This window comes from Spiractinospora alimapuensis, assembly GCF_018437505.1.
In the GTDB taxonomy this organism is placed as follows: Bacteria; Actinomycetota; Actinomycetes; order Streptosporangiales; family Streptosporangiaceae; genus Spiractinospora; species Spiractinospora alimapuensis.
On sequence record NZ_CP072467.1, the window covers coordinates 3,871,335 to 3,897,823 of the forward strand.

At 70.4% G+C, this 26,489-nt stretch carries 23 protein-coding genes; 8 read left to right on the forward strand and 15 right to left on the reverse strand.

The annotated features are described in order from the left end of the window. Positions 1-603: 603 nt before the first annotated feature. Together J4H86_RS18005 and J4H86_RS18010 are read right to left on the reverse strand one after the other, a co-directional pair. A complete protein-coding gene (locus J4H86_RS18005; RefSeq protein ID WP_236538973.1) occupies positions 604-2,835 on the reverse strand; it encodes an outer membrane protein assembly factor BamB family protein in 2,232 nt (743 codons plus the stop codon). A gap of 273 nt (positions 2,836-3,108) precedes the next feature. Then, entirely contained in the window at positions 3,109-3,708 is a 600-nt protein-coding gene (locus tag J4H86_RS18010; RefSeq protein ID WP_236538974.1) for a TetR/AcrR family transcriptional regulator, read from the reverse strand. A gap of 78 nt (positions 3,709-3,786) precedes the next feature. Between J4H86_RS18010 and J4H86_RS18015 the strand changes: the two genes are divergently transcribed. Beyond that, complete coding sequence (locus tag J4H86_RS18015) at positions 3,787-4,203, forward strand: VOC family protein (RefSeq protein ID WP_236538975.1); 417 nt, start codon at positions 3,787-3,789, stop codon at positions 4,201-4,203. A 6-nt stretch (positions 4,204-4,209) separates the two neighbouring features. On the opposite strand, the gene J4H86_RS18020 is transcribed toward J4H86_RS18015, so the two are convergent. After that, complete coding sequence (locus J4H86_RS18020; RefSeq protein ID WP_236538976.1) at positions 4,210-5,313, reverse strand: NAD(P)-binding domain-containing protein; 1,104 nt, start codon at positions 5,311-5,313, stop codon at positions 4,210-4,212. Positions 5,314-5,366: 53 nt separating this feature from the next. Next, positions 5,367-5,870, reverse strand: coding sequence for a hypothetical protein (locus tag J4H86_RS18025; protein ID WP_236538978.1), 504 nt, complete (start codon positions 5,868-5,870; stop codon positions 5,367-5,369). A 63-nt stretch (positions 5,871-5,933) separates the two neighbouring features. Here J4H86_RS18025 and J4H86_RS18030 point away from each other — a divergent pair, with 63 nt between their 5' ends. Then, positions 5,934-6,584, forward strand: a complete 651-nt coding sequence (locus tag J4H86_RS18030; protein WP_236538979.1) for a TetR/AcrR family transcriptional regulator C-terminal domain-containing protein — start codon at positions 5,934-5,936, stop codon at positions 6,582-6,584. A gap of 207 nt (positions 6,585-6,791) precedes the next feature. On the opposite strand, the gene J4H86_RS18035 is transcribed toward J4H86_RS18030, so the two are convergent. Next, complete coding sequence (locus J4H86_RS18035; protein WP_236538980.1) at positions 6,792-8,252, reverse strand: sensor histidine kinase; 1,461 nt, start codon at positions 8,250-8,252, stop codon at positions 6,792-6,794. After that, positions 8,249-8,983, reverse strand: coding sequence for a response regulator transcription factor (locus J4H86_RS18040; RefSeq protein WP_236538981.1), 735 nt, complete (start codon positions 8,981-8,983; stop codon positions 8,249-8,251). Before J4H86_RS18040 ends, J4H86_RS18035 begins: the two co-directional genes overlap by 4 nt. 113 nt (positions 8,984-9,096) lie before the next feature. Here J4H86_RS18040 and J4H86_RS18045 point away from each other — a divergent pair, with 113 nt between their 5' ends. Then, positions 9,097-11,280: an MMPL family transporter gene (locus J4H86_RS18045; protein ID WP_236538982.1), complete on the forward strand. Its 2,184-nt coding sequence runs from the start codon at positions 9,097-9,099 to the stop codon at positions 11,278-11,280. 87 nt (positions 11,281-11,367) lie between these two features. Continuing rightward, complete coding sequence (locus J4H86_RS18050) at positions 11,368-12,393, forward strand: NADPH:quinone reductase (RefSeq protein ID WP_236538983.1); 1,026 nt, start codon at positions 11,368-11,370, stop codon at positions 12,391-12,393. 35 nt (positions 12,394-12,428) lie between these two features. On the opposite strand, the gene J4H86_RS18055 is transcribed toward J4H86_RS18050, so the two are convergent. After that, positions 12,429-12,884 (reverse strand): acyl-CoA thioesterase, encoded by a 456-nt coding sequence (locus J4H86_RS18055; protein ID WP_236538984.1) that lies wholly within the window; start codon positions 12,882-12,884, stop codon positions 12,429-12,431. A 2-nt stretch (positions 12,885-12,886) separates the two neighbouring features. Continuing rightward, on the reverse strand, positions 12,887-13,525 hold the full coding sequence (locus J4H86_RS18060) for a TetR/AcrR family transcriptional regulator (RefSeq protein ID WP_236538985.1): 639 nt from the start codon (positions 13,523-13,525) through the stop codon (positions 12,887-12,889). A gap of 237 nt (positions 13,526-13,762) precedes the next feature. Here J4H86_RS18060 and J4H86_RS18065 point away from each other — a divergent pair, with 237 nt between their 5' ends. Further along, a complete protein-coding gene (locus J4H86_RS18065) occupies positions 13,763-14,398 on the forward strand; it encodes a hypothetical protein (RefSeq protein WP_236538986.1) in 636 nt (211 codons plus the stop codon). Between the two features lie 18 nt (positions 14,399-14,416). Here J4H86_RS18065 and J4H86_RS18070 read toward each other — a convergent pair whose 3' ends face one another. Continuing rightward, entirely contained in the window at positions 14,417-15,250 is an 834-nt protein-coding gene (locus tag J4H86_RS18070; RefSeq protein WP_236538988.1) for an NmrA family NAD(P)-binding protein, read from the reverse strand. Between the two features lie 363 nt (positions 15,251-15,613). Here J4H86_RS18070 and J4H86_RS18075 point away from each other — a divergent pair, with 363 nt between their 5' ends. Both J4H86_RS18075 and J4H86_RS18080 read left to right on the forward strand, forming a co-directional pair. Beyond that, positions 15,614-18,016 (forward strand): ABC transporter permease, encoded by a 2,403-nt coding sequence (locus J4H86_RS18075; RefSeq protein ID WP_236538990.1) that lies wholly within the window; start codon positions 15,614-15,616, stop codon positions 18,014-18,016. Positions 18,017-18,024: 8 nt separating this feature from the next. Beyond that, positions 18,025-18,798, forward strand: coding sequence for an ABC transporter ATP-binding protein (locus J4H86_RS18080; protein ID WP_236538992.1), 774 nt, complete (start codon positions 18,025-18,027; stop codon positions 18,796-18,798). A gap of 168 nt (positions 18,799-18,966) precedes the next feature. On the opposite strand, the gene J4H86_RS18085 is transcribed toward J4H86_RS18080, so the two are convergent. Then, positions 18,967-20,511: an MFS transporter gene (locus tag J4H86_RS18085; RefSeq protein ID WP_236538993.1), complete on the reverse strand. Its 1,545-nt coding sequence runs from the start codon at positions 20,509-20,511 to the stop codon at positions 18,967-18,969. 68 nt (positions 20,512-20,579) lie between these two features. Here J4H86_RS18085 and J4H86_RS18090 point away from each other — a divergent pair, with 68 nt between their 5' ends. Beyond that, positions 20,580-21,176, forward strand: coding sequence for a TetR/AcrR family transcriptional regulator (locus J4H86_RS18090; RefSeq protein ID WP_236538994.1), 597 nt, complete (start codon positions 20,580-20,582; stop codon positions 21,174-21,176). Positions 21,177-22,178: 1,002 nt separating this feature from the next. On the opposite strand, the gene J4H86_RS18095 is transcribed toward J4H86_RS18090, so the two are convergent. Genes J4H86_RS18095 through J4H86_RS18115 form a run of 5 tightly spaced genes read right to left on the reverse strand, consistent with a single transcriptional unit; the run spans position 22,179 to position 26,488 of the window. Further along, positions 22,179-22,916, reverse strand: a complete 738-nt coding sequence (locus J4H86_RS18095; protein WP_236538995.1) for a DsbA family protein — start codon at positions 22,914-22,916, stop codon at positions 22,179-22,181. A gap of 52 nt (positions 22,917-22,968) precedes the next feature. Next, positions 22,969-23,913 (reverse strand): M56 family metallopeptidase, encoded by a 945-nt coding sequence (locus J4H86_RS18100; protein ID WP_236538996.1) that lies wholly within the window; start codon positions 23,911-23,913, stop codon positions 22,969-22,971. Continuing rightward, positions 23,910-24,293 carry a BlaI/MecI/CopY family transcriptional regulator gene (locus J4H86_RS18105; RefSeq protein WP_236538997.1) on the reverse strand — a complete coding sequence of 128 codons (384 nt, stop codon included), beginning with the start codon at positions 24,291-24,293 and terminating at the stop codon, positions 23,910-23,912. Before J4H86_RS18105 ends, J4H86_RS18100 begins: the two co-directional genes overlap by 4 nt. Positions 24,294-24,324: 31 nt before the next feature. Beyond that, complete coding sequence (locus J4H86_RS18110) at positions 24,325-25,644, reverse strand: hypothetical protein (RefSeq protein WP_236538998.1); 1,320 nt, start codon at positions 25,642-25,644, stop codon at positions 24,325-24,327. Next, on the reverse strand, positions 25,628-26,488 hold the full coding sequence (locus tag J4H86_RS18115; protein WP_236538999.1) for a cytochrome c biogenesis CcdA family protein: 861 nt from the start codon (positions 26,486-26,488) through the stop codon (positions 25,628-25,630). Before J4H86_RS18115 ends, J4H86_RS18110 begins: the two co-directional genes overlap by 17 nt. Position 26,489 lies beyond the last annotated feature (1 nt).

The following is a 26,489-nucleotide window of genomic DNA, read 5'->3' on the forward strand; positions in this document are numbered from 1 at the left end:
TGTTGGCTCGCCGTGTGGGTATGCGGTGGCTAGTCCGTGCACCCGCGCCGTCGCACGCTTCCGCGTCGACCCGGAAGCCGCCGCCGACGGGTGACGCGCTACCGAACCCTGGGTCGTGTCGGCACGGTCGGTTCTGCCGACCGTCCGGTCCACCGACCCTCAGCCGCTACCGTCGCGCCCGCCGCCCACGCCGGGACCGCGCCGTAGGCGGTACGACGCGACGAATACGTCCAGGGGAGGCACGCGACCACGCGAGCCCCCCGAAGCTGATCCACGCCGGGCGCCGCGAACCCCGGCTGGGCGAGGTATCTCTCCACACCGCTCTGGACGACCACGCCCGGCCGTCCTCCACCGAAATCCGGTCCGACGAGAAGACGGAGACCGTCGTCGCCGCCGTCGCCTGCGTGAGGCGGGACCAGACCTGTCCGCGACGGTCGGCGGCACGCGGGAGCGGCTACGGACCGGGCCGCGGCGAGGACTTCAACCGATGCGACCCGTGCGCACGCGCGGTTTCCCCCACAGGTGAGGGCACCGGACGGAACACCCAGGCCCACACCCGATCGGGGTGTGTGCCCCCGTGCCCCGTCCGATCGTGGTGGCCCCTCACGCACCCGTTCCGGTGAGGGCGTGCAGGATTCCGTTCCACGACGCCACGAACACGGCGTTGCCACTCAGCGCTGGCGATGAGGCGAGGTGGTCGCCGAGGTCGGTGGACCACCTCACCGTCCCGTGGAGGCGGTCGAGGAGAACCAGTCGCCCCGCCTCGGTGGCCACGACGACCGTGTCTCCGCCGATCGCGGGAGACGCCGTGATGGGTCCGCCAACGTCAGTGGACCAGAGCACGCCGCCGTCGTTCTGGCGGAGCGCGGTCACCCGGCCGTTGTGGAAGCCGGCGTAGACGACCCCGTCGACGAACGCGGGGGTTGGCGTCGTCGGAGCGGGGACGACGGCCGGCGTAGAGGTGTGCCGCCAGGCGGTCGATCCGTCGGGGGCGACCGCCACGAGCTGGTCGCCCGGGCAGGCGAGCAGCGCGAGCTCTCCCGCGAAGATCGGCATGGAGCGGGTCCAGCCGTCGAAGGCCGTCTCCCAGAGCAACGCGCCGTCCCGTGCGTCCAGCGCCACCAGGTTGGAGTAGGCGGTGGTGAACACGAGCCGGTCGCCGCGCAGAGCGGGGGATCCGTGCGCGATCCAGTTCCGCCCGATCGGCTCCTTGGTCCGCCACAGCTCACGCCCGGTGGCGACGTCGAGCGCGGCGACACCGGCGCCGGCCATGTCCACGAACGCCTGGTACACGGTCTCGTCCCGCACCGCGGGCGAGAAGTACATCCAGTGATGCCCGTCCTTGGGCGGCTGGGGGGTCCAGGACCACCGTCGTTCACCCGTCGTGGCGTCCAGGGCGTGCAGTGGTCCACGCGCCTCCGGCACCAGCACCGTGCCGTCGACGATGGCGGCGGACGCCTCCACCGGCCCGTCGGTGCGTGTGTGCCAACGGCGTTCGCCCGTCCCCATGTCGACCGCGACCACGCCCTGGTGCTCGCCCATGTGCTCGTCGCGCGTGCCGACGACCACCGTTGCGTCGGCGACCACGGGGGAGGCGGTCAGGATCGTTCCGCCACAGTCGTGGCTCCAGGCGCGCCGCAACGGTGGGCGAACCGGGTCGGCCACCGCTCCGGTGCGCTCGGGATCGGCGTGGAACATGGGCCAGGGAGTTCCCGGGCTCACGGCGGGAGCGTCGGTCTCACCACCGGGGGCGGGGCGCCCCTCCGGTCCGCGAACCTGCCCACCGTCCGCGGCCACGAAGGACGTCGAGACCCGCCCTGGCTCGACGTCCACCGTCCGATAGCCGCGCGGGGTGTGGTCCAGCCCGAACGAGACGGAGGTCGTGGCCGCGTGCAGGGCACCGGTGAAGGGCTCTCTCGTGACGTCGTTGGCGTGGATGTGCCCCACCAGGAACAGGCGCGCGTTGTGGTCGGCGAGCAGCTCCAGGTACTCCCGCGCCCGGTCCCAGTTCTTCGTCTGCGGGATGTTCCACGGCACGTGGGCGACGATGATGACGTCCCGTCCGGCCGCCCCCGCCGCCAGGTCGCGCTCCAACCACGTGAACTGGTCCGGGTCGGACAGGCCACGGAAGTTGTCCAGCATGACGAAGTGGGCGCCGCCGTACTGGAACGAGTACCACTCCGGCCCGACGTGCCGCCGGTAGGCGTCGATCGCCTCCGCGAAGGGTGGGCGTCGCACCCGACGCCGCTGTGGCCCGCCGACCGACTGGCCGAGCAGGTCGTGGTTGCCGGCGACGGGCCAGACCGGCACGGGCGAGGCGGCGGCCGCCGCCCGGAACGCCGCGAACTCCTCGGGCGTGGCCCAGTTGGTGAGGTCCCCGCTGAGGACGGTGAAGCGTGGTGACCCGTGGGGTGCGCCGGTCACGGGCGTGGCGGGGTGTTCTGCCGCAACGGCCATGAAGTCGCGGGAAACCCGCTCGGCGGTCTGCGCGGTCGACTCGTCCACGTGGACGTCGGTCAGGTGGCCGAACCGGAACCGGGCGTCGGTGGAGGGGAGGTCGGGCGTCAGCGCGAAGTCGACGTCGCGTGCCCCCTCCGACAGCCGCTGGAAGAAGCGGGGAATCCGTGCGTCGTCCAATGCGGTGCGGTACCCGGACGGAACCGTGATCTGGACCATCGGGGTTCCACGTCGAGTGGGGTCCCAGGGAAGCCGGTACGCGCCCGAGGCGTCCGTGTGGACCACGGTGACCCCGTCCGACACCGCGACGTCGGCGACGCCGGTCCCGGTCTCGGTGTTCCGGACTCTGCCAGCCAGCCGTTTCCTGCCACGCACCATCGTGGTCGTCCGCCCCTCAGTCAGGTGTCACTGTCCGTCCCGGCCTCGGCCACCTCCCGGCAGGGCGAGCGCGGCCGTACCGAGGGCCCGAGCGCCTGCCGACGTCCGCGTCACGTGACTCCGCGCGAGGCCATTCGGCACGCCGGATACGCCACGATGTCAGACGGTCGGGTCGGCGGCCGTAAAGGGGTGTGACACGCCGTCCGGGGACGGTGGCGTCCTCGCTGTCGACTGGTCGGCCAGCTGGGGCGTGGCGGGTCGTGACGGTCCGCCTCACTTCGCTCGGAACGCCTCCAGTATTCGGCGCAGGGCGGCCTGCGTCGCGGGTAGGTCGGCGGGGTCGGTGGAGGTGGCGAGCCAGAGGGCGGCCTCGTTCATGGCGCCGGAGAGGAGGCGGGTCAGGGGGGTGACCGGCTGCTCGGTGATGAGGCCCGCCTCCATCAGTGAGGTCAGGGCTTCCGCGAGATGGCGCGCGGAGGTGGCCTCGTCCAGGGCGCGCCATTCGGCCCAGCCCAGCACGGCCGGACCGTCGACCAGCATGATCCGTTGCACGCCCGGTTCGGAGGTCGCCTCCAGGAAGGCCTGACAGCCCGCCACGAGCTGCTCCCAGGGGTCGGACTGGGCGTCGGCGGTGCTCGCGACCGTGTCACCGACCTCTGTCTGTACCTCGCTAAGGACGGCGCGGAACAGGTCCACCTTGGCGTCGAAGTGGTGGTAGAGGGCGCCCTTGGTCACGCCCGCGGAGCGCACGATCTCGGACAGGCCCACGGCCGCGTATCCGTGTGCGGCGAACAATCGCCGACTGTCGCGGATCAGGACCTGTCGTGTTCGTTCGCGTTGCTCCGCCCGGGTACGGGGTGTCGTGGGTGTCATCCGCGCCTCCATTTGACCGACCGTCGGTATGTCAATACTCTATCTTCACATACCGATGGTAGGTGAAAGGTGATTGGGATGTCCGTGACCAGTATTTATCCGGTGATCTGCACTGACCGGGTGGCGGAGACGCACGCGTTCTACACGACGCACTTCGGCTTCGAGACCGTCTTCGACGCCGACTGGTACGTGAGCCTGTCGCGGCCCGGCCCCCAGAGGTACGAGCTCGCGCTGCTCGACTACACCCATCCGACGCTTCCCGAGCCGTACCGGAAGCCGGTCCAGGGCGTACTGATCAACATCGAGGTGGAGGACGTCGACGCCGAGTGGGACCGCCTCGTGGTGAGAGGCGGGCTCCCCCCGGTGCTGGAGATCCGCAGCGAGGACTTCGGCCAGCGACACTTCATCGTCGCCGACCCCAACGGTGTTCTCGTGGACGTGATCACACCGATCGAGCCCACGGGAGAGTTCGCCGACAACTACGTGGGGTCCTGAGTCGGATCAGTGCGTGGGAATGAGCTTCTCGGCGCTTCGTAGGCCACCGAAATGCCGCCCGAGCTCGCGAACGGCGCTGCGGCCCGCGCGGTTCGCGCCGATGGTGCTGGCCGTGGGTCCGTAGCCGATGAGGTGGATCCTCGGGTCCACAACGACCCGAGTTCCGTCGACCCGGATCCCGCCCCCGGGTTCACGCAGGTTCAGCGGCCCGAGGTGTGCCACGCTCGGCCGGAACCCCGTCGCCCACACGAGGGTGTCGGCGGGAACGAACCGTCCGTCGTCCCACGCCACACCGTCAGGTGTGACGCGATCGAAGGTACGCCCCAGGGTGACTCGGCCGTCGTCGACGGCCTGGTGGAGCTCCGGGGGGAGGTGCAGGCCGGTGGCGCTGACGATGCTGCCCGGAAGCTCGCCGCGCCGTACTCGCTCGGCGATCACCGCGACCGAGGCACGTCCGTGTTCCTGGGTGAAGGGGCCGGTCATGAGATTGAGGGGACGTCGGGTCAGCCAGGTGATCTCGCCCGCCGTGTCCAGCAGGTCCAGCAGCATGTCGGCGGCGGAGCCCCCGCCGCCGACGACCACCACGCGTTCGCCGGCGAACGCGTCCCCGCCCGGGAAGTCGACCGTGTGGAGCTGGCGTCCGAGGAAGGACGATCGGCCCGGGTAGTGCGGCCAGAAGGGGCGTTCCCAGGTCCCAGTCGCGTTGATCAGTCCGCGCGTGGACCAGATGCCGTCGGTGGTGTGGACCAGGAGACGGTCCTCGTCCCCTTCCTCGACCCTGCGTACGCTGACGGGGCGCCGAACGTCGAGGTCGAACGCGTCCTCGTAGGCACGGAAGTACTCGGGAACCACAGTGTTCACCGGCGCCGCGCGCTCCGGGGGAGACCATGGCATCCCCGGAAGGGAGTGCACGCCGTTCACGGTCGCGGTGGTCAGCGAGTCCCACCGGTGCCGCCACGCCCCACCGGGCCCCGAGTTGTGGTCCACGACAACGAAGTCCCGCCCCGCCACCAACCCGGAACGCCGCAGGTAGTAGGCACCGGACAGCCCCGCCTGCCCCGCGCCGACGACCACGACCTCCACCGGCCGTACCGTTCCCTGTGGTGTCACGGCCGTTCCAACAACACCGCCGCATGGGGGATTCCGGCCCGGCCGCGCCCGCCTCAGCTCGGCCGTGGGACCTCCACCCGCCGCCGTGCCCAGGGGGCGCGGAAGACGACCAGGGAGACCAGCAGCGTGACCAGGAGCAGGAGCGCACCGCCGTCGGTCACCACCGTAGGGAGGATTCCCGCGGGGCCGTAGAGGTCGATCGACGCCCGGAAGACCTCCGGAGGCACCGCCACCACGCCGGCCGCCTGTCCCGCGTTCACGGCCACCACCAGCCAGAAGACCCAGGTGTCGCCGCGCAACGCGAGGAGCCCGAGGGCGTTGCCCACGATGAACGCGCACCCCACTACCCGGAATCCGACCAGGAAGCCGGCGGACTCGGCGTCCGCCTCGGCCGCCGAGAGCCCCGCGAGCCGCATGGAGTGGCTCAGCATCTCCGCGTCGACGATGACGAAGTTCTGCAGCGTCGTGCCGATGGTGAGGACGACTGAGCAGGCGACGGTGAGCCACTGGAGCCGTCGGGTCCACACCGTGGCAACGGCGGATTTCGGGTTCGTCATGGGCCACTCTCCCGTTTCTCTATCACCGATAGGGGAACTGTATCACTGATAGATTGTCCTGCCGTGACGGAATCCACGCGGCCACCGGCGAAGCGCCGGGGGCTCGACCGAGAACAGATCACCAACGCCGCGGTGGAGCTGCTCGACGAAGTGGGGCTCGCCGCGCTGAGTACACGCCGGCTCGCCGCGAAGCTGGGAGTCCAGTCCCCCACGCTCTACTGGCACGTGCGCAACAAGACTGAGCTGATGGACCTGGTCGCGGAGGCGATCTGCGCCGACGCCTTCCAGATCGACGAGAGCCAGCCCTGGCGGGACCAGTTGGCCAGCGGCCTGCGCCAGTTCCGCGCTCTCCTGCTCACACACCGCGACGCCGCCACCCTGCTGCGCGAGCGTCCCCCCGTGGGGCCGCGCAGGCTGGAACAGATCGACACCACGGTCCGTATCCTCCTGCGCGCTGGCTTCTCCGAGGACGAGGCGGCCGGCATTTCCCGTGTCCTCTCCGCCCATGTGCTGGCCTCCGTAGAGGACTATCCGCCGCGTCCCACCGACGACTCCGGCGGGGGACCGCCCTCAGCGATGCTCGACGCCCTCGCCGACTTCGAGTCCCTGCGCCGGGTAGGCCCCAGCTTCGCCCGTCTCGACGGTGCGGAGGTCTTCGAGCTCGGGATCCAGATCCTTCTCGACGGCCTGAGCCGGCGCCGGTCCACCTCGTGACCAGCCCGCGCCGCCCCTCACCCGTCCCTCAACCGAGCTCCGTCAGCCGGGTCGCGTGAGGACGGTCGCGCATGGTTGAGGCGGTGCCGGCCGAGCGACGGAGGACCTGAGCGGAGCGACTGTCCGCGTGGCGCGGTCTCGTCTCGCTCGCGCCGGGGTGACCGCCGGCGACGGGCCCGGACATCGGGTGATGTGGAACATGAGGTTTCAAAGGGCGCTCGGGGCGGTGGGCGGCGATGGGGGCAGGGTGACCCGGAACGACGCGCCTCCTGTGGCGGAGTGGGTGGCGTGCACCGAACCGTGGTGGGCCGTGGCGAGGGCCTCGACGATGGCGAGGCCGAGCCCGGCGCCGCTGTTGGTGGAGGAGCGTTGGCCGCCGGAGCGGTAGAAGCGTTCGAACACGCGCGTTCGGTCGGTTTCGGGGAGCCCCGGGCCGTCGTCGCTGACGTCGACGACGATCTCGTCGCCGGTGTGGATCCGCACCGTCGCGCTCGTCCCGGGCGGGGTGTGCCGGGACACGTTGGACAGGAGGTTCCCCAACAGGCGCCGCAGGCGGTCGGCGTCCCCGTCCACCCAGGCCGGCCCCTCGGCACGGATGGTGAAGACGCGTTCGGGGTCGGCGGCGGCCGCGTCGGTGACCGCCTCCTCGGCGAGGGGAACGAGGTCGAGGCGTTCCAGGGCGAGAGGGGCCTCTCGTTCGTCGAGCCGGGCGAGAAGGAGCATCTCCTCGACCAGGGAGCCCATCCGGCGCGCCTCGGACTCGATCCGGGCCATCGCCTTCTCCAGGTCGGCCGGTCGTTCGGCGGCGCCCCGCCGGAAGAGTTCCGCGTAGCCCCGCACCGTCGCGATCGGGGTCCGCAGCTCGTGCGACGCGTCGGACACGAACCGGCGCAGCCGTCGGTCGGACGCGTCCCTCTCGGCGAAGGCCCGCTGCACCTGTTCCACCATCGCGTTGAACGCGGCGCCCAGCCGACCCACCTCGGTGCGCTGCCCCGACACGGGGACACGCTCGGACAGGTCGCCGCCACCGATCGCGTCCGCGGTGGCGGCGACCCGGTTGAGGGGCCGAAGGGCACGGCCCACGGTCGGCCACGCCAGGGCGACCACGAGCGCGATCGCGAGGAACGAACAGATGAGGGCGATCCGGCCGACCCGGCCCAGCATCCGTTCGGTCGCGGCGTCCCGCATGCCCACCACCAGCAGGTCGCCGTCGGCGAGGCGGGACACGCGTACCAGCCACTCCGCGTCGCCCCCGTCGGTTCCGGGCACGCGCGTGAACTCCTCGGCGCCCGTGGTGTCCGGGAGGAGGCCGTCGGGGAGCGTCGCCGCGAGCTCGGGGCCGGACGCCGGGGAACTGGTGCTCAGCACGGCGCCGCGCGCGTCGCGGAGCTGGAAGAAGGACGGGACCTCGACCCGGTCCGCGTGCCCCGGAAAGGGCTCCGCGGGAAGGCCCGGTTCCTCCGAAGGGTCAGCGGCGAGGTCGGCTGCGATGCCCTGACCGGTGACGCGGAGCACGTCGTGGCGCGTGTCCGAGGCCCAGTCCTGGAGGGCGCCGAACATCGCTCCCGTCGGAACCGCGACGCCCACTGCGAGCAGCACCGTCAGGATGACGACCAGGCGGGCGCGCAACGACATCCGACCTTCGCGCGGCGGAGCGCTGACGGTCACTGCTCGTCCCCACCGTCGACCGCGTCGGAGCCGTCCGTCTGGCCGGGGGCCCGCAACACGTACCCGACCCGGGGCAGGGTGTGGATCAGGGGGACACGACCCCGGTCGACCTTGCGCCGCAGGTAACTGATGTAGGTCTGCACGACACCTCCGCTGCCACCGAAGTCGTACTGCCACACGTGATCCAGGATCTGGCGCTGGGAGAGAACCCGTCCCGCGTTCAGCACGAGGTAGCGCAGCAGGGTGAACTCGGTGGGGGTGAGGTCGATGCTGACGGTTCCACGTCGGACGCCGTGCGCGTCCTCGTCGATCTCGAGGTCGGCGACCCGAAGCACGCTACGGGGAGCCGGCGTCCCGGCGCGACGCAGGACGGCCCTGACCCGCGCCACCAGCTCCTCGAGGCTGAACGGCTTCGGCACGTAGTCGTCGCCGCCGGCGGTGAACCCGCTGATCCGGTCCGCCGCGCTGTCCCGCGCGGTCAGGAACACCACCGGGACGTCGCGGCCACCGGCGCGGAGCCGGCGGCACAGGTCGACACCGGATCCATCGGGGAGCATCACGTCCAGCACGATGAGGTCGGGGCGGAACCGCTGGTGTTCGGCCACCGCGTCCGCAGCCGTGCCCGCCGTGCTGGTCACGAAGCCTTCGTAGCGTAGGGCGGTCGCCACCAGGTCGGCGAGGTACTCCTCGTCGTCCACGACGAGGACGCGGGGCGTCTTGGCTGTGGTCACGCGCCCCAGTGTGGTGTAGGGCGGTGACGGATCCCAGGGAGTGGCCCGTTTCCACAGAACTCTCTAAGAAGCGGCGCAGACCGGTCGAAGACCGGATTGGTCGGCTGGGACGTATGGAAAAACTGTCGCGCTTCGTGCTCGCGCACCGCGCCATGGTCGTCATCTTCTCCCTGCTGGCGGTGCTCGCGGGAGGGGCTTCGGCGGCGTTGGTCGCGCCCCAACTGACCAGCGACTTCCCACACCAGGGCGTGGACGCCTGGGAAGCGAACACCACGATCGAGGAGACCTACGGACAGGGCGGTGAGGAGCGCCCGCACGTCGCCGTCGTGGTGCTGCCCGAGGGCACGTCGGTCACGGACGCCGGGACGACCGAGACCGTGGGATCGGCGTTCGCCGCGCTCGCGGATGCCGAGGACGCCCGCACCCACTCCTATGCCGACGACGAGGACCCAGCGCTGCTCGGCGACGACGACCGCACCACGGCCGGACTCGTCTACATGGGGCCGACGTCGGACGGCAGTCCGCCGGGCGGAGGGCTGGGCGAGGTCCCCGACCACTCGCCCGTGATCCAGGAACGCCTCCTCGCGGAGCTGCCCACCGGAACCACCGTGCACGTGACCGGGCTGGACGCCCTGGCTCCCGGTGAGGACGCCGGCGGGCTCAACGTGCCCGTCAAGATCGCGGTCACGTCGCTCGCCGCCATCATCGTCCTCGCGCTCGTGTTTCGGTCGTTGCTCGCCTTCGTGCCGTTCCTGATCGCGACGGTGGCGATCCCGGTGTCCTTCGCCGGCCTGCTCGTCTTCACACTGGTCGGGGACGTGCACACCCAGGCGATGACCCTCCTGCCGATCCTTGGGCTCGGACTCGCCATCGACTACGCCCTCGTTCTGATCACGCGCTGGCGCGAGGAGCTCGCCGGCGGGTACCGCGGCGACGAGGCGGTGCGCCGAACCATGGCCTCCGCCGGTCGTTCCGTGCTGTTCAGCGCCGGAGCGGTGGCGATCGGCCTCGCGGCGATGATGGTCCTGCCGGTGATGTTCCTGCGCAGCCTCGGCGCCGCCGGGCTGCTGATCACCGGAGCGAGCGCCCTCGCCACCCTGACACTGCTTCCCGTGCTCCTGGCCCGGCTGGGACGCGAGGGGGGCCGCGCGGCGAACCGGGCCGCCGCCGGCGACGTGAAGGAGTCCAGCCGTGGCTGGTCCGCGTGGGCACGGCTGATGGTGCGCTTCCGCCACCCCGCGGCGCTGCTGACGGGCGGCGCCCTCGCGGCCCTGTGCGTGCTCGCCGTGAACATCGACATGGGGGTCCCCGAGAGTCAGGACCTCAGCACATCCGGTGCGGCCCACGAGGGGGTCGTCGCGTTGGACGAGGCCGGGATGGACCGGGGGCTCCTCACCCCGATCGAGGTCCTGGTGCCGCCGGAGGAGGACTCCCAGAGCGTCACCGCCGACCTGCGGGCCGAGTCCGGTGTCGAGGCGGTGCTCCCCGCCGAACCGGCACTCACGGGGCACCAGTTGTTGGAGGTCGTCCCCGGCGCGGAAACCGGGACCTCGGAAGGGGAGGAGACTATCGAGCGGTTGGTCGAGCTGGTGCCGGACGGGGTCATGGTCGGCGGGTACGCCGCGCAGAACGCCGAGCTCGTCGCGCAGACCTACGGCGCGTTCCCCTGGGTGCTGCTGATGACCGGCCTGGTCACCTTCGTGCTCCTGGCGCGCGCGTTCCGTTCGCTCCTTCTGCCGTTGAAGGCGATCCTGTGCAACCTGCTGTCCCTAGGCGCGGTACTCGGGGCAATGGTGGTCGTGTGGCAGTGGGGTGTGGGTACGGAGACGCTTCTGGGCCTGGAGTCAACGGGCACCATCGGGCAGTTCGTCCCGATCACCATCTTCGCCTTCCTCTACGGCCTGTCCATGGACTACGAGGTGTTCATCCTGGCGCGGATGCGGGAGAGCTACGACCGGGGCGCGGACACCGCGCGCGCGGTCGTGCACGGGGTTGGCCGCACCGGACGCCTGGTCACCAGCGCGGCCCTCATCCTCTTCTTCTCGTTCGCCGCCATGGCCTCCGGAGGTGAGCTCGACGTCGCGGTGTTCGCCACCGGCATGGGGCTCGGCATCCTCATAGACGCCACCCTGGTGCGCGGCGTCCTGGTTCCGGCGACGGTGGCGATGATGGGCCGTTGGAACTGGTGGCTGCCCGAGTGGGCGGCGCGGGTGCTTCGGGTCCCCGCATCGCCGCTGCGCGAGGACAGGGAGCCTGCCGAGGAGTCGCGGGCCGAGGTGAGCGCGGCCCACCACTGAGGCGCTCCCCGCTCCGTCATCGGTCCGCGACACGGGGGCGTGGGCCGATGACGAGGGTCGGGGGAGGTGCCCCGATATCGTCGCAGCATGAGAGCGATCGTCTTCACCGAACACGGCCCGCCGGAAGTCCTGCACCTGGTCGAGCGGGAACCGCGACAGCCGGGACCTGGGCAGGTGCGGATCCGTGTGTTGGTGTCGGCGGTGAACCCCACCGACTGGAAACAGCGTAAGGGGGTCACCCCGGGAGAGTCGGTGGCCGCCACGGTGCCCAACCAGGACGGCGCGGGCGTCGTGGACGCCGTCGGCCCGGGCGTGCGGGGCGTCGCGGTCGGCGATCACGTCTGGGTCCTGCTCGCCTCCCACTACGCGCCGGACTCGGGTACGGCGCAGCAGTACACCATCCTGCCGGAGGAACGGGTCGTGGTCCTGCCCGAAGGAGTGGACTTCACCACCGGCGCCGCCATCGGCATCCCGGCCGTGACGGCCCACCGTGCCCTTACCGTCGCCGAGGACGGGCCCCGGCGTCTCGTCCCCGGGGCCCTGGAGGGAATGACGGTACTGGTCTCCGGCGGCGCCGGCGCGGTGGGCCACGCGGCCATCCAGTTGGCGCGCTGGGCCGGAGCGACCGTGCTGACCACCGTGAGCAACGAGGAGAAGGCCACGCTGGCGCGGGCCGCCGGAGCCCAGCACGTGTTCCGCTACACCGAGCGGTCACTCGAGGCGTCCATCCGGGAGATCGCGCCGGAGGGAGTCGACATCGTCGTCGAGGTCGCCGCCGGCGCCAACGCCGAACTCAACTGCGCGGTGGTCCGGGAACGGGGAACCGTGGCGATCTACGGCAACGAGCGGGGTGGCGGCACGGTGAGTCTCGACTTCGGCCGCAACCTCTGGCTCAACACCCGCTACCAGTTCCTCGTGCTCTACACCGTGGGTCTGGAGGCGCTGCGCGCGGGCGCCGAGGACGTCACGGCGGCGTTGCGCGACGGCGCGCTGCCCGTCGGAGCGGAACACGGTCTGCCCGTGATCCGCTTCCCGCTCGAGCGGGCGGACAAGGCGCACGCCGCCGTGGAGTCGGGCGTCGTCGGAAAGGTCGTCATCGACGTTCCGCACTGACGCTCGAGCGGCGCTGTCGCACCGCCCGGTTCGTGTCAGGCGGGGACAGGGGCGAGCATGAGGTCCTTGGCCGCCGCGCGGATCTCCTCGCTGAACGGCATCGGTCGCAGCGTCGACGGATCCAGGTTGACGTTCACCCGGTGGCCCTCGGCGTGCACCGTCGCGCGGTCGGCCGACAACACCCGGAACCCGTAGGTCCCGCTGGTGCGGCCCATCCGCGCGAAACCAAAGTGCACGACCACCTCACCCGGCGTCATGATCGGCACGTGGTGCAGCATCTTGGTCTCGCGGACCGCGAAGAACACGTCCGGGAACACTGAGCGCGCGGGGTCGGGGGCCCACCCCTGACGCACCCAGTAGGCCGTGATCGCGCGCTCGACCAGCACGGCGTACTTCGCGTTGTGCAGCATGCCCATGGCGTCCAGGTCGTCGAAGTACACCTGGACGGTTTCGTGGTGTCCGCCGTCGGTCTGTGCGGGCGTATCGGTCACGGTCACTCCTTGGGCAGCAGGGTTGGTTCGGTGGACAGGGCACGCAGGCGCTCCAGCACCGCGCGTCGGGACATGGCGTAGACGTCGAGTCCGGACAGCAGTTGGGTGTGGGTGACCACGATGGCCCCGAGGGCCTCGACCTCGAGCGCGAGCCGACCGGGGTCGACGTCCGTCGGCAGTTCCCCGTCGTCGACAGCGGCGACGACGGTGCGCCGGAGCAGGTCGAACCACGCCTCCAGGGCCTCGGTGATCCGGTCACGGACGGGCCCCGGCCGGTCGTCGAGTTCGGCGTAGACGGCGGTGAAGAAGCATCCACCCGGGAGGACCCGATCGGCGTAGAAACGCAGGCGGGTCTCGTGCAGGGCGAAGAGCCGCCGCACCCCGTTCGGCCGCGCCATGGCGGGACGGACGATGTGGTCGACCCACTGCTGACGCGCCCAGGCGACGGTGTCGAGCTGCAGCTCTTCCTTGTCCTTCCAGTGCGCGAACAGGCCCGACTTGCTGATGCCCGTGGCCGACGCCAGGTGCCCCAGGGACAACCCGTCCAGCCCGTCCACGGAGCCCAACCGAACGGCGTGCTCCAGAACGGCCTCCCGGCTGCGTTGCCCCCGGGCCCGGCGTCGGTCACCTGTCTCTGTCATGCCTCCAGACTATACGACCGACCGGTCGTGTTTCTTATGTGGCCCCCTCGGTCGTGATCACGGGGATGCCGTGGGAAAAGAGTGGCCGGAGTGACGCGGGCACCAAGATCAACGGCGCTGGTCGGTTGGTGGCCGGGTGTCACGCGGTGATAGATCAGGCCTGTGAACCCGGTTCAGCTACCGCGAATCCCGCGTTCCGTCCCCACGAGCCCCCTGCACAAGCGAATGTGAGTCACATTGGACTTTTTCAACGCCAACCCCCTCATCGCCGTCCATGTCCCCATTGATCCGGCGACCCCGATGGGCAAGCCCGCCTATGACGTCGTCGACCACGCCGATCAACTTCTCGCGAAGGCGTTCCAGGATCTGGGCGACGGAGGTGGCGGCGGTCTACTGAGGGACTTCGCTCAGTCCATGACCAACTCCTACAGCTACCTGGTCTTCGACGCACACGAGCAGCTCATGCTGAGCTTGGCCGAAAGCCGGGGACACGGAAAGTCCACGACGACCGTCGCGTGGGCGGCGGGGCAGGCGATCGGCTCCATCACCATGGAACGTTCTCTTTCCGTCAAGAGCTACTGGGCCAACGACGCCTACGGCAATCTCCAGGCGAGAATCGAGAAGCTGCCCGATGATCGCGGTTTCCTGGAAATACTCGCCGATCCCAACGTCGCCGCTGCCGTCTATCTCGTGAAGGACGCGCACGACCACGAGATAGCTCGAATCACCGACTCCAAACAGATGGGCGTGGGCGGGATAGGGATGGTTTCCCACCACATCCTCGAGGTCCGGTATCCGCAGTTGGGTGAACCGCTGTCCACCCTGCTGCGCGTCGCGACCATTGTCATGCACTTCGCCGAGCTCCGCGACTGACCACCTTCCGGTCGGCGTCTAGGCGTCGCTGGGGCCGAACTCCGCCGCGTGCTCCCGCACCCACTCGGCGAGGCTGCGCGCCGGACGGCCCGTCACCTTCTCCACCGTGGGCTGCACCGTGTAACCCGCCTCGGGCGGGTCGGTGCGCATCTGGAGGAAGAACTCGACGTCCTCCTCGGAGAAGCCGGACTCGCGCCACTGCGCTGTCACCTCCTCGGTGCTGAGCTCGACGTAGCGGATGTTGCGTCCCAGGCCGGCGGCGAGGATGTCGACCTTCTCCCGGGTGGTGATCGCCGCCGGGCCGGTGATCCAGTAGGTCTGTCCCGCGTGCCCCTCCTCGGTGAGGGCCGCCCGTGCGACCGCGGCGATGTCGGCGTCGTGCACCATCGCGCTCTTCGCCTCCGGGAACGCCTCGCGCACGACGCCCTCGTCGCGGATGGAGGGGATCCACTCCCGGAGGTTGGACATGAACTCATACGGTCCCAGCCGGGTCCACGGCAGGCCGCCGTCGGCCACCGCCTGGGAGAGCGCACTGCCCTCGACGTCGCCCTCCAGCAGTGCGACCCGCTCCACCCCGGCTTCGCGCGCCAGGGCGACGATCTCCGCGCCGTTGGTGAGTGGCGCGTAGGTGGCGCCGTCGAAGGTGATGAGGAACGCCGCATTCGCGCCGTCGAAGACTCCGGCGAGGCGGGCCGCGTCGGTCAGTTCGCCTTTGACGACCTCCACTTCCGAGGGCAGGTTCGCGTTCGCGGGGTTTCTGGTGAGCGCGCGGACCGTGCGCCCTTCCGCCAGGAGTTGGTGCACGAGGTGCCGGCCGACGTTTCCGGTCGCACCGGTGACAAGGATGGTCATGGTGAGGTCTCCTCTCGGGATGTCCGAACACCGGAACGCTAGGCAGGATCGCGGTCAGGTTCGGTCCGCGATCCGCGAAAGCGCGCGTAGGGAAGGGCAATACGCGCCCACCGGCTGTCTGACCTGTGCGAACCCGTGTGGCGGCGCCGAAGCTCCACCCGCCCCGAGTTCATACCAGGGTGTGGCCAGGGGTGGCCGTCCGCCCGAATGAGGGTCATCCCTGATGTAATGGGTCGCCGCGCGTGTGAGAGTTAGGTCGTAACGACGAGCGCCGCTCCCGCCCGTGCCTGACCAAGGACGAGACGCGCCCCCCAACGGAGGTTTCTCCGTTCACTGACAGCCCTCGGGAGATGGGAAGCTCCGGTGAGCACCAAGGAGTCCTTGGACCTTCGCTACACACGCAACGACCTGACCAAGAACAGGGGCGTCAACATCGCGCTCGTGGTCATCCTGGTCCTCAGCGCGTTCCTGATGGCCACCGGGGCGATGATGATGGAACGCCTGGTCGGATCGGTGGACCAGCTCTTCGAGGACGCGCGACCGCCCCACTTCCTGCAGATGCACACCGGAGACTACGACCCGGACGCGCTGGACCGGTTCGCCGCCGAGCACCCAGAGATCGTCGCCTGGCACGTCGAGCAGATGGTGGGCTACGACGGTGCCGCCATCGCGTGGAACCGCCCCGCGGCCGACGCGTCCGGGGACTTCTCCGAGAGTCTGATCGACAACCTGGTGGTCACGCCGAATCCGGAGTTCGACCTCCTGCTCGACGGCTCCGGTGAGGCGGCACGCCCCTCGTCGGGCGAGGTGTACGTCCCCGTCGCCTACGAGCGGCGGTTCGACCTCCAGGTCGGCGACGAGCTCACTATCGGTACCGCGTCCGGCGGTCATGCGCTCACCATCGCGGGCTTCGTGCGTGACGCGCAGATGGCGTCCTCCATGTCCTCCGCCACCCGGTTCGTGGTCGCGGAGGAGGACTTCGCGGCGCTGGAGAACGCCGGGGGCGGCGCCCCAGAGATCATCGTGGGCTACCGGCTGACCGACCAGTCCCTGGCCGGCGACTTCCAGCGCGCGTACGAGGCCGACGCGGACCTGCCCAAGAACGGGCAGGCGGTGACCTTCCAGATGATCCGCGTCATCAACGCGTTCAGCGACGGCTTGGTCGCCGTGGCCCTCGTCTTCGTGAGCGCCCTCCTTGTCGCGATCGCGCTCCTCAACCTGCGGTTCGTGATCCGGGGCACCCTGGAGGACGAAGTCCGCGAGATCGGCGCGATGAAGGCCATCGGGCTGCCGAACCGCGCGATCACCCGCCTCTACCTGGCCAAGTACCGGATCATGACCCTGCTCGCCTGCGTCGTCGGCGGCGTCCTGGCCATCGGCGCGACGCAGGTGCTGACGCGCGGGATCCAGGTCAACTACGCGGCCGCCCCTCTCGGCGTTACCACCTTCCTAGTGCCGGTGCTGTCCCTGGTCCTCGTCTACCTGTTCGTCATCGGCATGTGCCGCGGCGTCCTTCGTGGAGTTCGCCGGATCGAGGTGGTCGGCGCACTGGTGCACGGCAGCACCCGCACGGAACGCCAGACCGCGCGTCGCGCCCGACGTCAGGCCCGTCGGGTGACGCGCACCAACCTGGCCACGTTCCGGGGTCGGAACCTGTCACGACGCCTGGCGCTCATGGATCTTCGCGCCGAGAAGGGGCAGTGGATCCTGATCCCGCTGGTGTTCTTCCTGGTGACCGTCCTGATGACGCTTCCAATGAACCTGCTGAGCACTTTCGAGAGCCCCCGCTTCGTCACCTACATGGGCGCCGCGGACAGCGACCTGCGTGTGGACCTTCGCTTCTCCGACGACGTCGACTCGGTCCACGACGACGTGCTTTCCACCATGCGGGCCGACGACCGGCTGGAGAACGTTCGGGCCTTCGCCAACGTGCTCTACGCCGTCGAGGGTGACGAGGGCCCGGAGACCCTGCGCGTCGACGTGGGGGACTACTCCAACGACAGCGTCGAGTACCTGCGGGGCGGGCCACCCGAGGCGGGGGAAATCGCGCTGTCACTGCTGAACACCGAGAAACACGACGTCTCCGTCGGTGACGAGCTGACCGTCCTGGATGGTGACGACGCCATCACCATGGCGGTCAGCGGCACCTACCAGGACGTCACCAGCGGCGGGTACACCGCCAGGACGCACGGCGAGGTGACCGCGGGCGCCGCCGGATACGTCATCTACACCGACCTCGCCGAGGGGGCCGACCCAGAGGCCGTCGCCATCGAGTACGGTGAGCGCTTCCCGACCGCGACTGTGACCCCGATGCGGGAGTACGTCGAACAGACCCTCTCCCACATCACCGGCGCCTTCCAGAACGCCGCCCTCGTGGCGTTCGTCTTCGGGGTCGGCGTCGCCCTACTGATCACCACTCTGTTCCTGCGGCTGCGACTGGGCCGGGACCGACAGCGGATGGGGGTCCTCTCCGCACTCGGCTTCTCCACCCGCGAGATCGTCACCCAGTTGCGCGGCAAGACCCTGCTCACGGTGACCGCTGGGACGTCGCTGGGGCTCGTCTTCACCGCGACGGCGGGAGAGTCCCTCGTCGGCCTCGGGGTCGCCGTGGCCGGGTTGGGGATCGGGGACCTCACGTTCATCCCGAACCCGTGGCTGGTCTATGTCGCCTATCCGCTGATCCTGGTCGGTGTCGGCTACCTCGGCGCGGTGGTCACCACGCGCCGACTGGGCCGCGCCGACAAGAGCGCATGGTTGAGAGGATGATGGAACCCATGGCGCGCGACACCGCTGTGACGCTGGAATGCCGGGACCTGACCAAGACGTTCACGTCCACCGATCCGCCGACCCAGGTCATCAAGGGCGTCGACCTGTCGATCCGCACCGGTGAGTTCGTCGTCGTGATGGGGGCCTCCGGATCGGGCAAGTCCACGCTGCTGTACAACGTCAGCGGCATGGACCGCGCGACCAGTGGAGAGGTCCGTCTCGGCGGGCAGGACCTGACCGCCCTCAGCGACGAGGAGATGAGCCGTGTCCGCCTGACCCGGATGGGGTTCGTCTTCCAGCAGGCGTACTTCCTCAACAACCTCAGCGTTCGGGACAACATCCTGCTCCCCGCGCTCAAGGCCGTGCCGAGGCGGGAACGGGAAAGCGCGGTCGCGCGGGTCGACGCCCTGATGGAGCGGTTCGGTATCGCGCACGTGGGGCGGCACGGGATCACCCAGGTCTCCGGTGGGCAGCTCCAGCGCGCCTCCATCTGTCGGGCCCTCGCGGGCGAGCCCACCATCCTGTTCGCGGACGAGCCGACCGGTGCCCTGAACAGCGGTATGACGACGGAGGTAATGGACGCCCTCACCGACGTCCACCGCGAGGGCACCACGGTCGTCATGGTGACGCACGACCCGGCGTGTGCCGCCCGGGCCGACCGGGTCGTCTACCTGCGCGACGGTGCGCTTGTCGACTCCCGGGAGCTGGGCGCGTGGAGCCACGAGGAGGCGACACCACGCGAGGACGACCTCCTCGCGTGGCTGCGCACGCTCGGCTTCTGACCGATGGTCCTCGTTTCCAGAACTGGCCACATGGATGGATCACGATTTCTGCGTGTGATGATGGATGGGATGGTGTCCGCGGCCGGTCCCGTGCACAATGGGGCGCGGGGCCGGCCGACACCTGGCCCGGTCCTCGGGCGTCCAGGGCGTCGCCCCGGCGGCCGTTGGCTATCCGTGGCCACCGTCGGTAGAGGTGTCGCGTAGGAACACCGCGGCCCCGATCGCGACGACCAACAACAGCACCGCGCTGCCCGCGCTCGTCCAGACGAAGCCCTGCGTGAACGCCTCCTGCGCCCGGGCGACCAGATCCGGACCGATGGTCCTCGCCTCCGCCATCGCGCTGTCCAGGCTCTCCGTGGCGTGCCGGGCGGCCTCGGAGGACACATCGGCGGTGTCCACCACCGACATCCGCGCACGGTAGACCGCCGTACCCACACTGCCGATCACCGCGATCCCCATCGCCACACCGAACTCGGCCGCCGTCTCCTCCATCGCCGACGCCGAGCCCGCCTTCTCCTGCGGCGCGGACCCCACCACCAGATCGGCGCCGAGCACCATGGACGGCCCCATGCCCAGGAACGCGAGCGTCACTCCGAGCTGCGTCAACAGGAAACCGGTGGAGCTGGTGTCGGTCGGCTCCGAAGTCGTGACCAGGGCGACGATCCCGAGGCCGACGACCGCGATCGTCAGACTGCCCGCCACCACGATCCCGGGGCGGGCCCACCGCACCATCGTCGGCGCGACCAACGAGCCGACCAACAGTCCGACGGCGGACGGCGCCATCCAGATCCCGGACCACAACGGAGGAAGCTGCGTCACCTGCTGGAGGTAGATCGAGAACAGGAACTGGATGCCCCCGAAGGCGAACAACACCAGCACGATCAGCAGCAGCGCGGTGCTGAACGCCGCGTTGCGGAACATGCGCAGGTCCAGCAGCGGGGCGGCGAGTGTGCGCTGGCGTCGCAGGAACCAGTAGCCGATGGCCAGACCGGCCCCGGCCGCGATCAGCGGAGTGGGGGCCAGGCCCTCCGTCGCCGCGCGCTTGATGCCGTAGATGATCGACAGCACCGCGGCGAGCGACAGCAGCACGCTGAGCAGGTCGATCGAGGCGCGGACCGTGGTGTCCCGGTACTCGGGCAGCAGGAATGGCCCGGCGACGAGCAGCAGGAGCAGGAACGGGACACCGACCAGCAGCGTGGACCCCCACCAGAAGAACTGGAGCATGGCGCCGCTGAGCAGGGGGCCGAGCGCGATGCCCACCGACAGCGAGGTCGCCCAGACCGCGATCGCGGAGGTGCGCTGGCGGGGGTCCTGGAACATGCTCCGGAGCAGGGACAGCGTGGAGGGCATGATGGTCGCGCCGGCGACGCCCATCAGGCCGCGCGTGGCGATCGCGATCTCCGGCGTGGGCGAGAAGGCCGCCAACACCGAGGCGAGGGAGAAGGCCGCGGCTCCCAGCAGCAACAACCGCCGACGCCCGATCCGGTCGCCCAGCGTCCCCATGGTGATCAGGAAGCCGGCGATCAGGAACCCGTAGATGTCGGTGATCCACAGCCGCTGGGCCTCGTTCGCGCCGAGCTCCGAACTCAGCTCCGGTTGCGCGAGGAAGAGCACGGTGGTGTTGATGCCGACCAACAGCGTGGGGAGAGCCAGCACCGCGAGTCCGAGCCATTCGCGTGTGCCGGCCCGCTCCGGAGTGGAAGTAGTACGCATCAGGCCTCTCTGGGTAGAACGGTCGCTCTAGAGATTAGAACGATCGATCTATCTAGTAAAATCGGGTCATGGTCCAGCAGACGGAACACGTCGTCACCCCCACCCGGGACCGGATCCTGCGCGCGACCGTTGATCTGTTGCGCCGCCAGGGCTACGAGGGCACGGGGGTCAAGCAGATCGCCCGCGCCGCCGAGGCCACGCTCGGGTCCCTCTACCACTTCTTCCCCGAGGGTAAGGAACAGTTGGCCACCGAGGCGCTGCGTATGGACGGTGAGCACTACGCTTCACTGCTGCGTCGGGGGATGGAGTCCAGCACCGACCCCGCGGAGGGCATCGTCGCCTTCGCCGACCTGCTCGCCGCGGATCTCCGCGCCGCGAACTGGTGCGACTCCTGCATGGCCTCCGCCGCCGCCCTGGAGCGCATCGGCCACTCCCCAGCCATCCAGGCGGGCTACCAGGCCGCGATGGAAACCTGGCGCGAGATCATCGCCACCCGACTCCGCGCCGCCGGCACGAGCGAGGAGAAGGCCGACGACGCCGCCTGCTTCGCCCTCAGCGCGCTCGAAGGAGCCGAGATCCAAAGCCGCACCACCCAGTCCGACCACCCCCTCCGCACCGCCGGCACCTACCTCGCCGCACTCTTCCGGGGCCTGGCACGTGAGTGAGGAAGCCGTCCCCGTACGGTTCCACGCACCCGCCGCACCCGCGCCGTGACGGGCCACAGGCCGGGACGGTGTTCGAATTCGGGGCCGCGGGGGATCGCGAAATGACAGCGACCCCGCGCTGTCACAGCTCGCGGCGCCGCGGGCCCCGCGCATTCGGGGATAGGGCGTCGAGGGATGTGGGGCCTGTCTTGGGCGTCGTTCACGCGGCTGACCCGCCAGCCTGTTCGAGGCCCGGATATCCGGAACGGGCCACAGTTCGGTCGGGGGGATTGATAGGTTGGCCGCTCTTCTTCGACCGAACCGACTGCCGCTCGGACGCCTGGGTGGTGCCCGTACTGATCGGGCGCCACCCAGGCATCTCCCGCGTTCCAGGGGGTTCCGAGGGGCCGGCCCGACTCTCGAAGGCGTTCCTCGGATCCGCCTGGAAACCGGGTGGGAGTCGAGTCGGGAGAAGAAGGGGTGGAAGCCATGGAGCACGGAAAACGTGCGAAAAGGTCAGGCCAGGAGGTTCCCTGGTGGCGAGTGAGGATCTTGGTCGCTGTGTCACAGACGGCACTGTCCTCACTGCGGACCTTGCTGTGGTGGATACGGAACGGGAGCACGTTTGACTGATCGGGGTGCTCCCCGCGGGGTCCGCTGACGCGGGCCCCGCGCACGTGGGGATGGATCGATCGGCGTGCTGGCGCGCGACGCTTCCGCCACCTGTCCCGTGCGGACCGTGGGGAACGGCGCGTTCGATGGTCCGGCGGCCGAGCCTCATGCCCTGGTGGACAGCCGTGGCTCGTTGGCGAGGAGTGGGCACCGGGCCTCGCTGGCCGCGGCATGTGGCCACCCGCCGGTCTACGGCGTGGTCCCCGATGTCAACGCTCGGGGAAGGGTGCGCGTCGGGTGGCTCGTCAACCGTCCGGATGGCTGCCACCCGCGCTTCACGGAGGCTAGTGCCTCCGCGCTGTGACAGTATGTGCTGTTCTTGATCCGAACCGCAACCCCGATTCGGCGCACCTACTCCTTGGCCTCCTCGATCCACGCCTGGAACTCCTCCAACGGTTGGACGCCGAAGTAGGCCTCGCCGTTGATGAGGAAGGCGGGGGTGCCGGGGACGGACAGGCCGAGGGCGAAGGCGAAGTCGTCGTCCACGGCCTGTTGCAGGTCCGGGTCCTCGAGGTCTTCGGCGAACCGCTCGGTGTCGAGGTCCAGGTCGGCGGCGATGGCGACGAAGGCCTCGGGGTCCGACCCCCAGGTGTCGGGGGAGGCGTAGAGAGCGTCCTGGTAGGGCCAGAAGGCGTCCTGGCGGGCGGCGGCTCGGGCGGCGACGGCGGCGGCGTCGGACTCGTCACCGAGGTAGGGGTAGTCGCGCCAGACCAGCAGGAGATCCCCGGTCTCGACGTAGCGCTCGATGAGGGCCGGCTGGTGTTCCTCGGCGAAGATCGCGCAGTTGGGGCACTGGTAGTCGCCGAACACGACCATCGTGACCGGGGCGTCCTCGGAGCCGAGCATGAGGGCGGGGTCGATCTCCGGTGGGATGGGGCCTTCGAGCTCCGGGGGATCGGTTCCGTGATCGGGCGGGACGGTCTCCGTCGGCGCAGCGTCTGCGGTCTCCTCCGGTGCGGCCTCGTCGGGGTCCTCGCCGGACAACACCAGGGTCACCACCACGAGCGCCAGCAACAAGCTCCCCAGCCCGACCAGGACGCGCGGACGCGTCATGGGGTTGGGTCGCGGGGTGGGGTCGTCGGGCGCCACGGCCTCCTCCTGTTCGACGTGGGGTCCTAGGGGATGCGAGCGGGAAGCCGGGTCAGACCATGCACAGGCAGGTCGCCGACATCATGCTCGCCGTTCCCAGGGCGACGGACACCATCGGGGCCGCGATGACGGCGATGACCGCCACGCCGGTGATCAGACGTCGCCGTGGTCGGGGGCGGGGCGGTGGGGAGAGGAGGCGGCGGACCCGCTGGACCGTGCAGGCGCCGGAGGCGGCCAGCGTGTGGCGTTCGGGGGGTTCGCGGGTCGCGAGGGCACCCAGCGCGTGCACCAGCGGTTCGACTCCCACCTCGCGAGCGGCGGCGTCGTCGGCGCACCACTCGACGAGGACGGGAACGTGCTGTTCCGCGGCCCGCAGCAGCGGGACCCACGGGAAGGCGGCGGCGAGCAGTCGAACCCATCCCACCAGGAGGTGGTGGAAGCCACGCAGGTGCGCGTTCTCGTGTGCGAGTACCGCGTCGACCTCGCGCGCGCCCAGGGCGGACAGAGTGCCCCGACTCACCGTGATCCCGAACGCGGTGCCGGGCAGGCAGTAGGCGTCCCGGTCCGTGGAGTCGAGGAGCCACACCGGGTGTCCGCGCAGCGTGGTGCGCCGTCCCTGGGCGAGTAGGTGGCGCAGGTGGCCGCGTCGCCACCGGGTCTCCCGTAGGATCCGCCGCACCGCCACCCAGCCCAGTCGGAGGGTCAGGAGTACCGCGCAGATCAGGGTGAGTGCCGCCCACCCCTCGGTTCCGGTGCGGTGCAGGCCCTGGATCAGGTTGAGGCAGGCGTTGGCGATGCCCTTCAGGCTGGGCCCCGCCGTGGTGGCGACGATCGCCACGGCCACCGCCAACCAGCCGAGCAGCCAGCCCGCCGTCGACAGCGTCCACAGGGTGAGAGCGCCCCGTGGCCCGAGCCGACGCCCCGCGCCCGCCACGACGTGGTGGCCCAGCACGCTGAGCGCTACGGCGAGGAGCAGGGTGGCGGCGATGGTGGTCATCGGGCCTCGTCCCGAGGGACGTCGGCCAGGAGTCCGCGCAGGACGTCGACATCCTCCGGCGCCATCTCGTCGACGAAGCGGAGCAAGGTGTCGTGCGCGTCGTCGCTGGCGGACAGGGCGCCGTGCATGACCTGGGCGGCGTGTGCGGCGCGGTTGGACATGGCGCGGTAATACCACAGGCGCCCGACCCGCTCTCGCTCCACGCGTTCCTTGCGGCGCAGGTTCTCCAGCACAGTGGCGATGGTGGTGTAGGCCGGCTCCCGGTCGTCGAGCGTGTCCACGACCTGGCGCACGCTCATCGGCGCCGTGGCGTCCCAGAGCACGTCGAGTACGGCGGCCTCCAGTGGCCCCAGTCCGGTTCTCCGTGCCGTCTCAGACATTCCCCACTCCGCGGGTCCGTTTTGTCCCAGCTTAGACATCTCCCTCCGCGGCGTCCGCCGTATCGTCGTCGAGCCGTGTGGGGACGGCCACGAATCGGTCGCCCTCGCCGTCGGAGTCGACGCGGACCAAGGCGGTCCCGTCCGGTGCGGCGGCCGTGGGCGCCGCCCAGTCCCCGGAGCCGAGCTCCTCCCCCGTGGCCAGGTCGAGGACGTGCCGGGTGGCTCCGTCGGAGAGGTACACGGCCTCCCCCGTGACCTGGTCGAGTCGCAGGGACGCGGTGTCCTCGGTGTCCCACACGAGGTCGGTGCCCGCGACCGCCAGCACCACGTCCGTTCCGTCCCGCGTCCCGCTGACCACGGTCGTCGTTCCGTTGGGGGCGCCATGGAGGCGGGGTTCGTGGTCCCCGTCGAGTGTGGCGAGCCGTGTCCCCGTTCGCAGGTCGTGCACGGTGTAGGCGTCCGCGCCCTCCTCACCATCGGTGTCCGATTCGGTGACCTCCCAGCCGAAGACCACGGCCGCGCTGGAGTCCGACACCGGACGTGGGCCGTACACGAGGCGCACCGCGTCGGCGTCCGGGTCGAGGTCGTCGGGCGGTGCCAGGTCGTCGCTCGTCCACAGTTCCTCGTCGCTCGCGGTGTCCTCGACCCGGTAGGCCCCTCCCGCGTGGGTGAGCAGCGCCCCCTCGTGTTCGTGCAGCACGGTGGTGTCCGACGCGCGTTCGTCGGCGACGACACGGCCGTCCACGGCGGACAACGCGACCCGCGGACCGGCGCCGTCGCTCATGACGCTGCCGCCGGTCTCGGCGAAGACGAGCCCCGGCCCGGCGAGTGTTCCGGGAACGTCGACCGGCCCCCACACCTTGGTGCCGTCAACGGGGTCGTAGGCGGCCGCGGTCACCCGTGTGGCGGCCAGGCCCTCCTCCGGTGCGGCGTCGCTGTCGAGAAGTACGACGAGCGCCGTACCGTCCGCCCGGGTCGCGGTGAACGCGGTGCAGCTCGGGTTCCGTGGGGTGGACCAGCGGGTGGTGCCGTCGGCGTCCACCCCAAGGAACCGTAGGTCGGAGTGCTCGTCGTCGGGCATCGCCAGACCGACGAACCCTTCACCGACCGGCTTGGGATCCGCGGAGAACGGTGCCGTCCACAGCGGATCGGCGTCCAACGGTGGCGGGACGGCGTCGGCGGGCACGTCGGCGGGGGAGGCGGGTGGGTCGTCGCGGGGCTCCGCGTCGCCGGGATCCTCCAGCTCTCCCGACGCACAGGCGGACACCAGCGCCAGGCTCGCCACCACCGCCGCGACTCCCCGAATCGGTCCGGTGCCGGACGGGGACCCACGCTCAGGGCGAGGGAACATCGTCCCGCTCCTCGTGACGTCTCGCCCGTGCCCGACGCACCTGGTAGAGGCCGGCACCGAGCAGTCCCACGGCGACCAGCCCGACCAGCAGCAGGTCAACACTCGAACCGATCCGAAGCAGCGGGCCCTGGACCTGGTAGGCGATCTCCTCCAACCACGCCGATCCGGGGAGACCCGTCAACGAGGCCGTCCCGTCGTACACCAGGAAGACGACACCGATCCCGATGAACAGCAGTCCCGACACGATGCTGTTGGTGTGCAGCCGCAGCGGACCCAGGGTGAAGCCTCGGCCGCGCAGCCAGCGGCGCCGCCCGAGGTCGAACCGGTTCCACACCAGGGCGAGCAGGAAGAGGGGGAGCGCCATGCCCAGCGCGTAGCAGGCGAGCAGCACACCACCGCGCACGACACCGCCGGTCGCCGCGACGGTGAGCACCGCACCCAGGATCGGGCCGGAGCAGAACCCCGCGAACCCGTAGACCGCGCCCAGGCCGAAGATCGACGCCACGCCGGCGCGGCCGGCGAATCGGTTCTGTAGTCGCGCCGGTACCGCCCACGCGAACCCCAGCCCCAGGAGCTGCAGCACACCGAGCGCGATGATGACCCACCCGGCGACCAGGATCAACGTGGCGCGGTGCCCGTAGAACAGGGTGCTCACGGCCGCCGATCCGGCGCCCAGCGGGACCAGCGTGACGCACAGTCCGGCGTAGAAGACGGCGGTGCGGGCGAGAAGTTGGGCGGAGCTCTGGAACGCGTAGGCGAAGAAGGACGGCAACAACAGCGCCGCGCAGGGGCTGAACAGCGCGAGCAGGCCCCCCGCGATCGCGGCCACGTATCCGACGTCCATG

Excerpts from the sequence above, each read along its gene's own strand:
- J4H86_RS18005 (WP_236538973.1), bottom strand. The coding sequence starts at position 2,835 with ATGGTGCGTGGCAGGAAACGGCTGGCTGGCAGAGTCCGGAACACCGAG.
- J4H86_RS18010 (WP_236538974.1), bottom strand. The coding sequence starts at position 3,708 with ATGACACCCACGACACCCCGTACCCGGGCGGAGCAACGCGAACGAACA.
- J4H86_RS18015 (WP_236538975.1), top strand. The coding sequence starts at position 3,787 with ATGTCCGTGACCAGTATTTATCCGGTGATCTGCACTGACCGGGTGGCG.
- J4H86_RS18025 (WP_236538978.1), bottom strand. The coding sequence starts at position 5,870 with ATGACGAACCCGAAATCCGCCGTTGCCACGGTGTGGACCCGACGGCTC.
- J4H86_RS18045 (WP_236538982.1), top strand. The coding sequence starts at position 9,097 with ATGGAAAAACTGTCGCGCTTCGTGCTCGCGCACCGCGCCATGGTCGTC.
- J4H86_RS18050 (WP_236538983.1), top strand. The coding sequence starts at position 11,368 with ATGAGAGCGATCGTCTTCACCGAACACGGCCCGCCGGAAGTCCTGCAC.
- J4H86_RS18060 (WP_236538985.1), bottom strand. The coding sequence starts at position 13,525 with ATGACAGAGACAGGTGACCGACGCCGGGCCCGGGGGCAACGCAGCCGG.
- J4H86_RS18070 (WP_236538988.1), bottom strand. The coding sequence starts at position 15,250 with ATGACCATCCTTGTCACCGGTGCGACCGGAAACGTCGGCCGGCACCTC.
- J4H86_RS18080 (WP_236538992.1), top strand. The coding sequence starts at position 18,025 with ATGGCGCGCGACACCGCTGTGACGCTGGAATGCCGGGACCTGACCAAG.
- J4H86_RS18085 (WP_236538993.1), bottom strand. The coding sequence starts at position 20,511 with ATGCGTACTACTTCCACTCCGGAGCGGGCCGGCACACGCGAATGGCTC.
- J4H86_RS18090 (WP_236538994.1), top strand. The coding sequence starts at position 20,580 with ATGGTCCAGCAGACGGAACACGTCGTCACCCCCACCCGGGACCGGATC.
- J4H86_RS18100 (WP_236538996.1), bottom strand. The coding sequence starts at position 23,913 with ATGACCACCATCGCCGCCACCCTGCTCCTCGCCGTAGCGCTCAGCGTG.
- J4H86_RS18105 (WP_236538997.1), bottom strand. The coding sequence starts at position 24,293 with ATGTCTGAGACGGCACGGAGAACCGGACTGGGGCCACTGGAGGCCGCC.
- J4H86_RS18110 (WP_236538998.1), bottom strand. The coding sequence starts at position 25,644 with ATGTTCCCTCGCCCTGAGCGTGGGTCCCCGTCCGGCACCGGACCGATT.
- J4H86_RS18115 (WP_236538999.1), bottom strand. The coding sequence starts at position 26,488 with ATGGACGTCGGATACGTGGCCGCGATCGCGGGGGGCCTGCTCGCGCTG.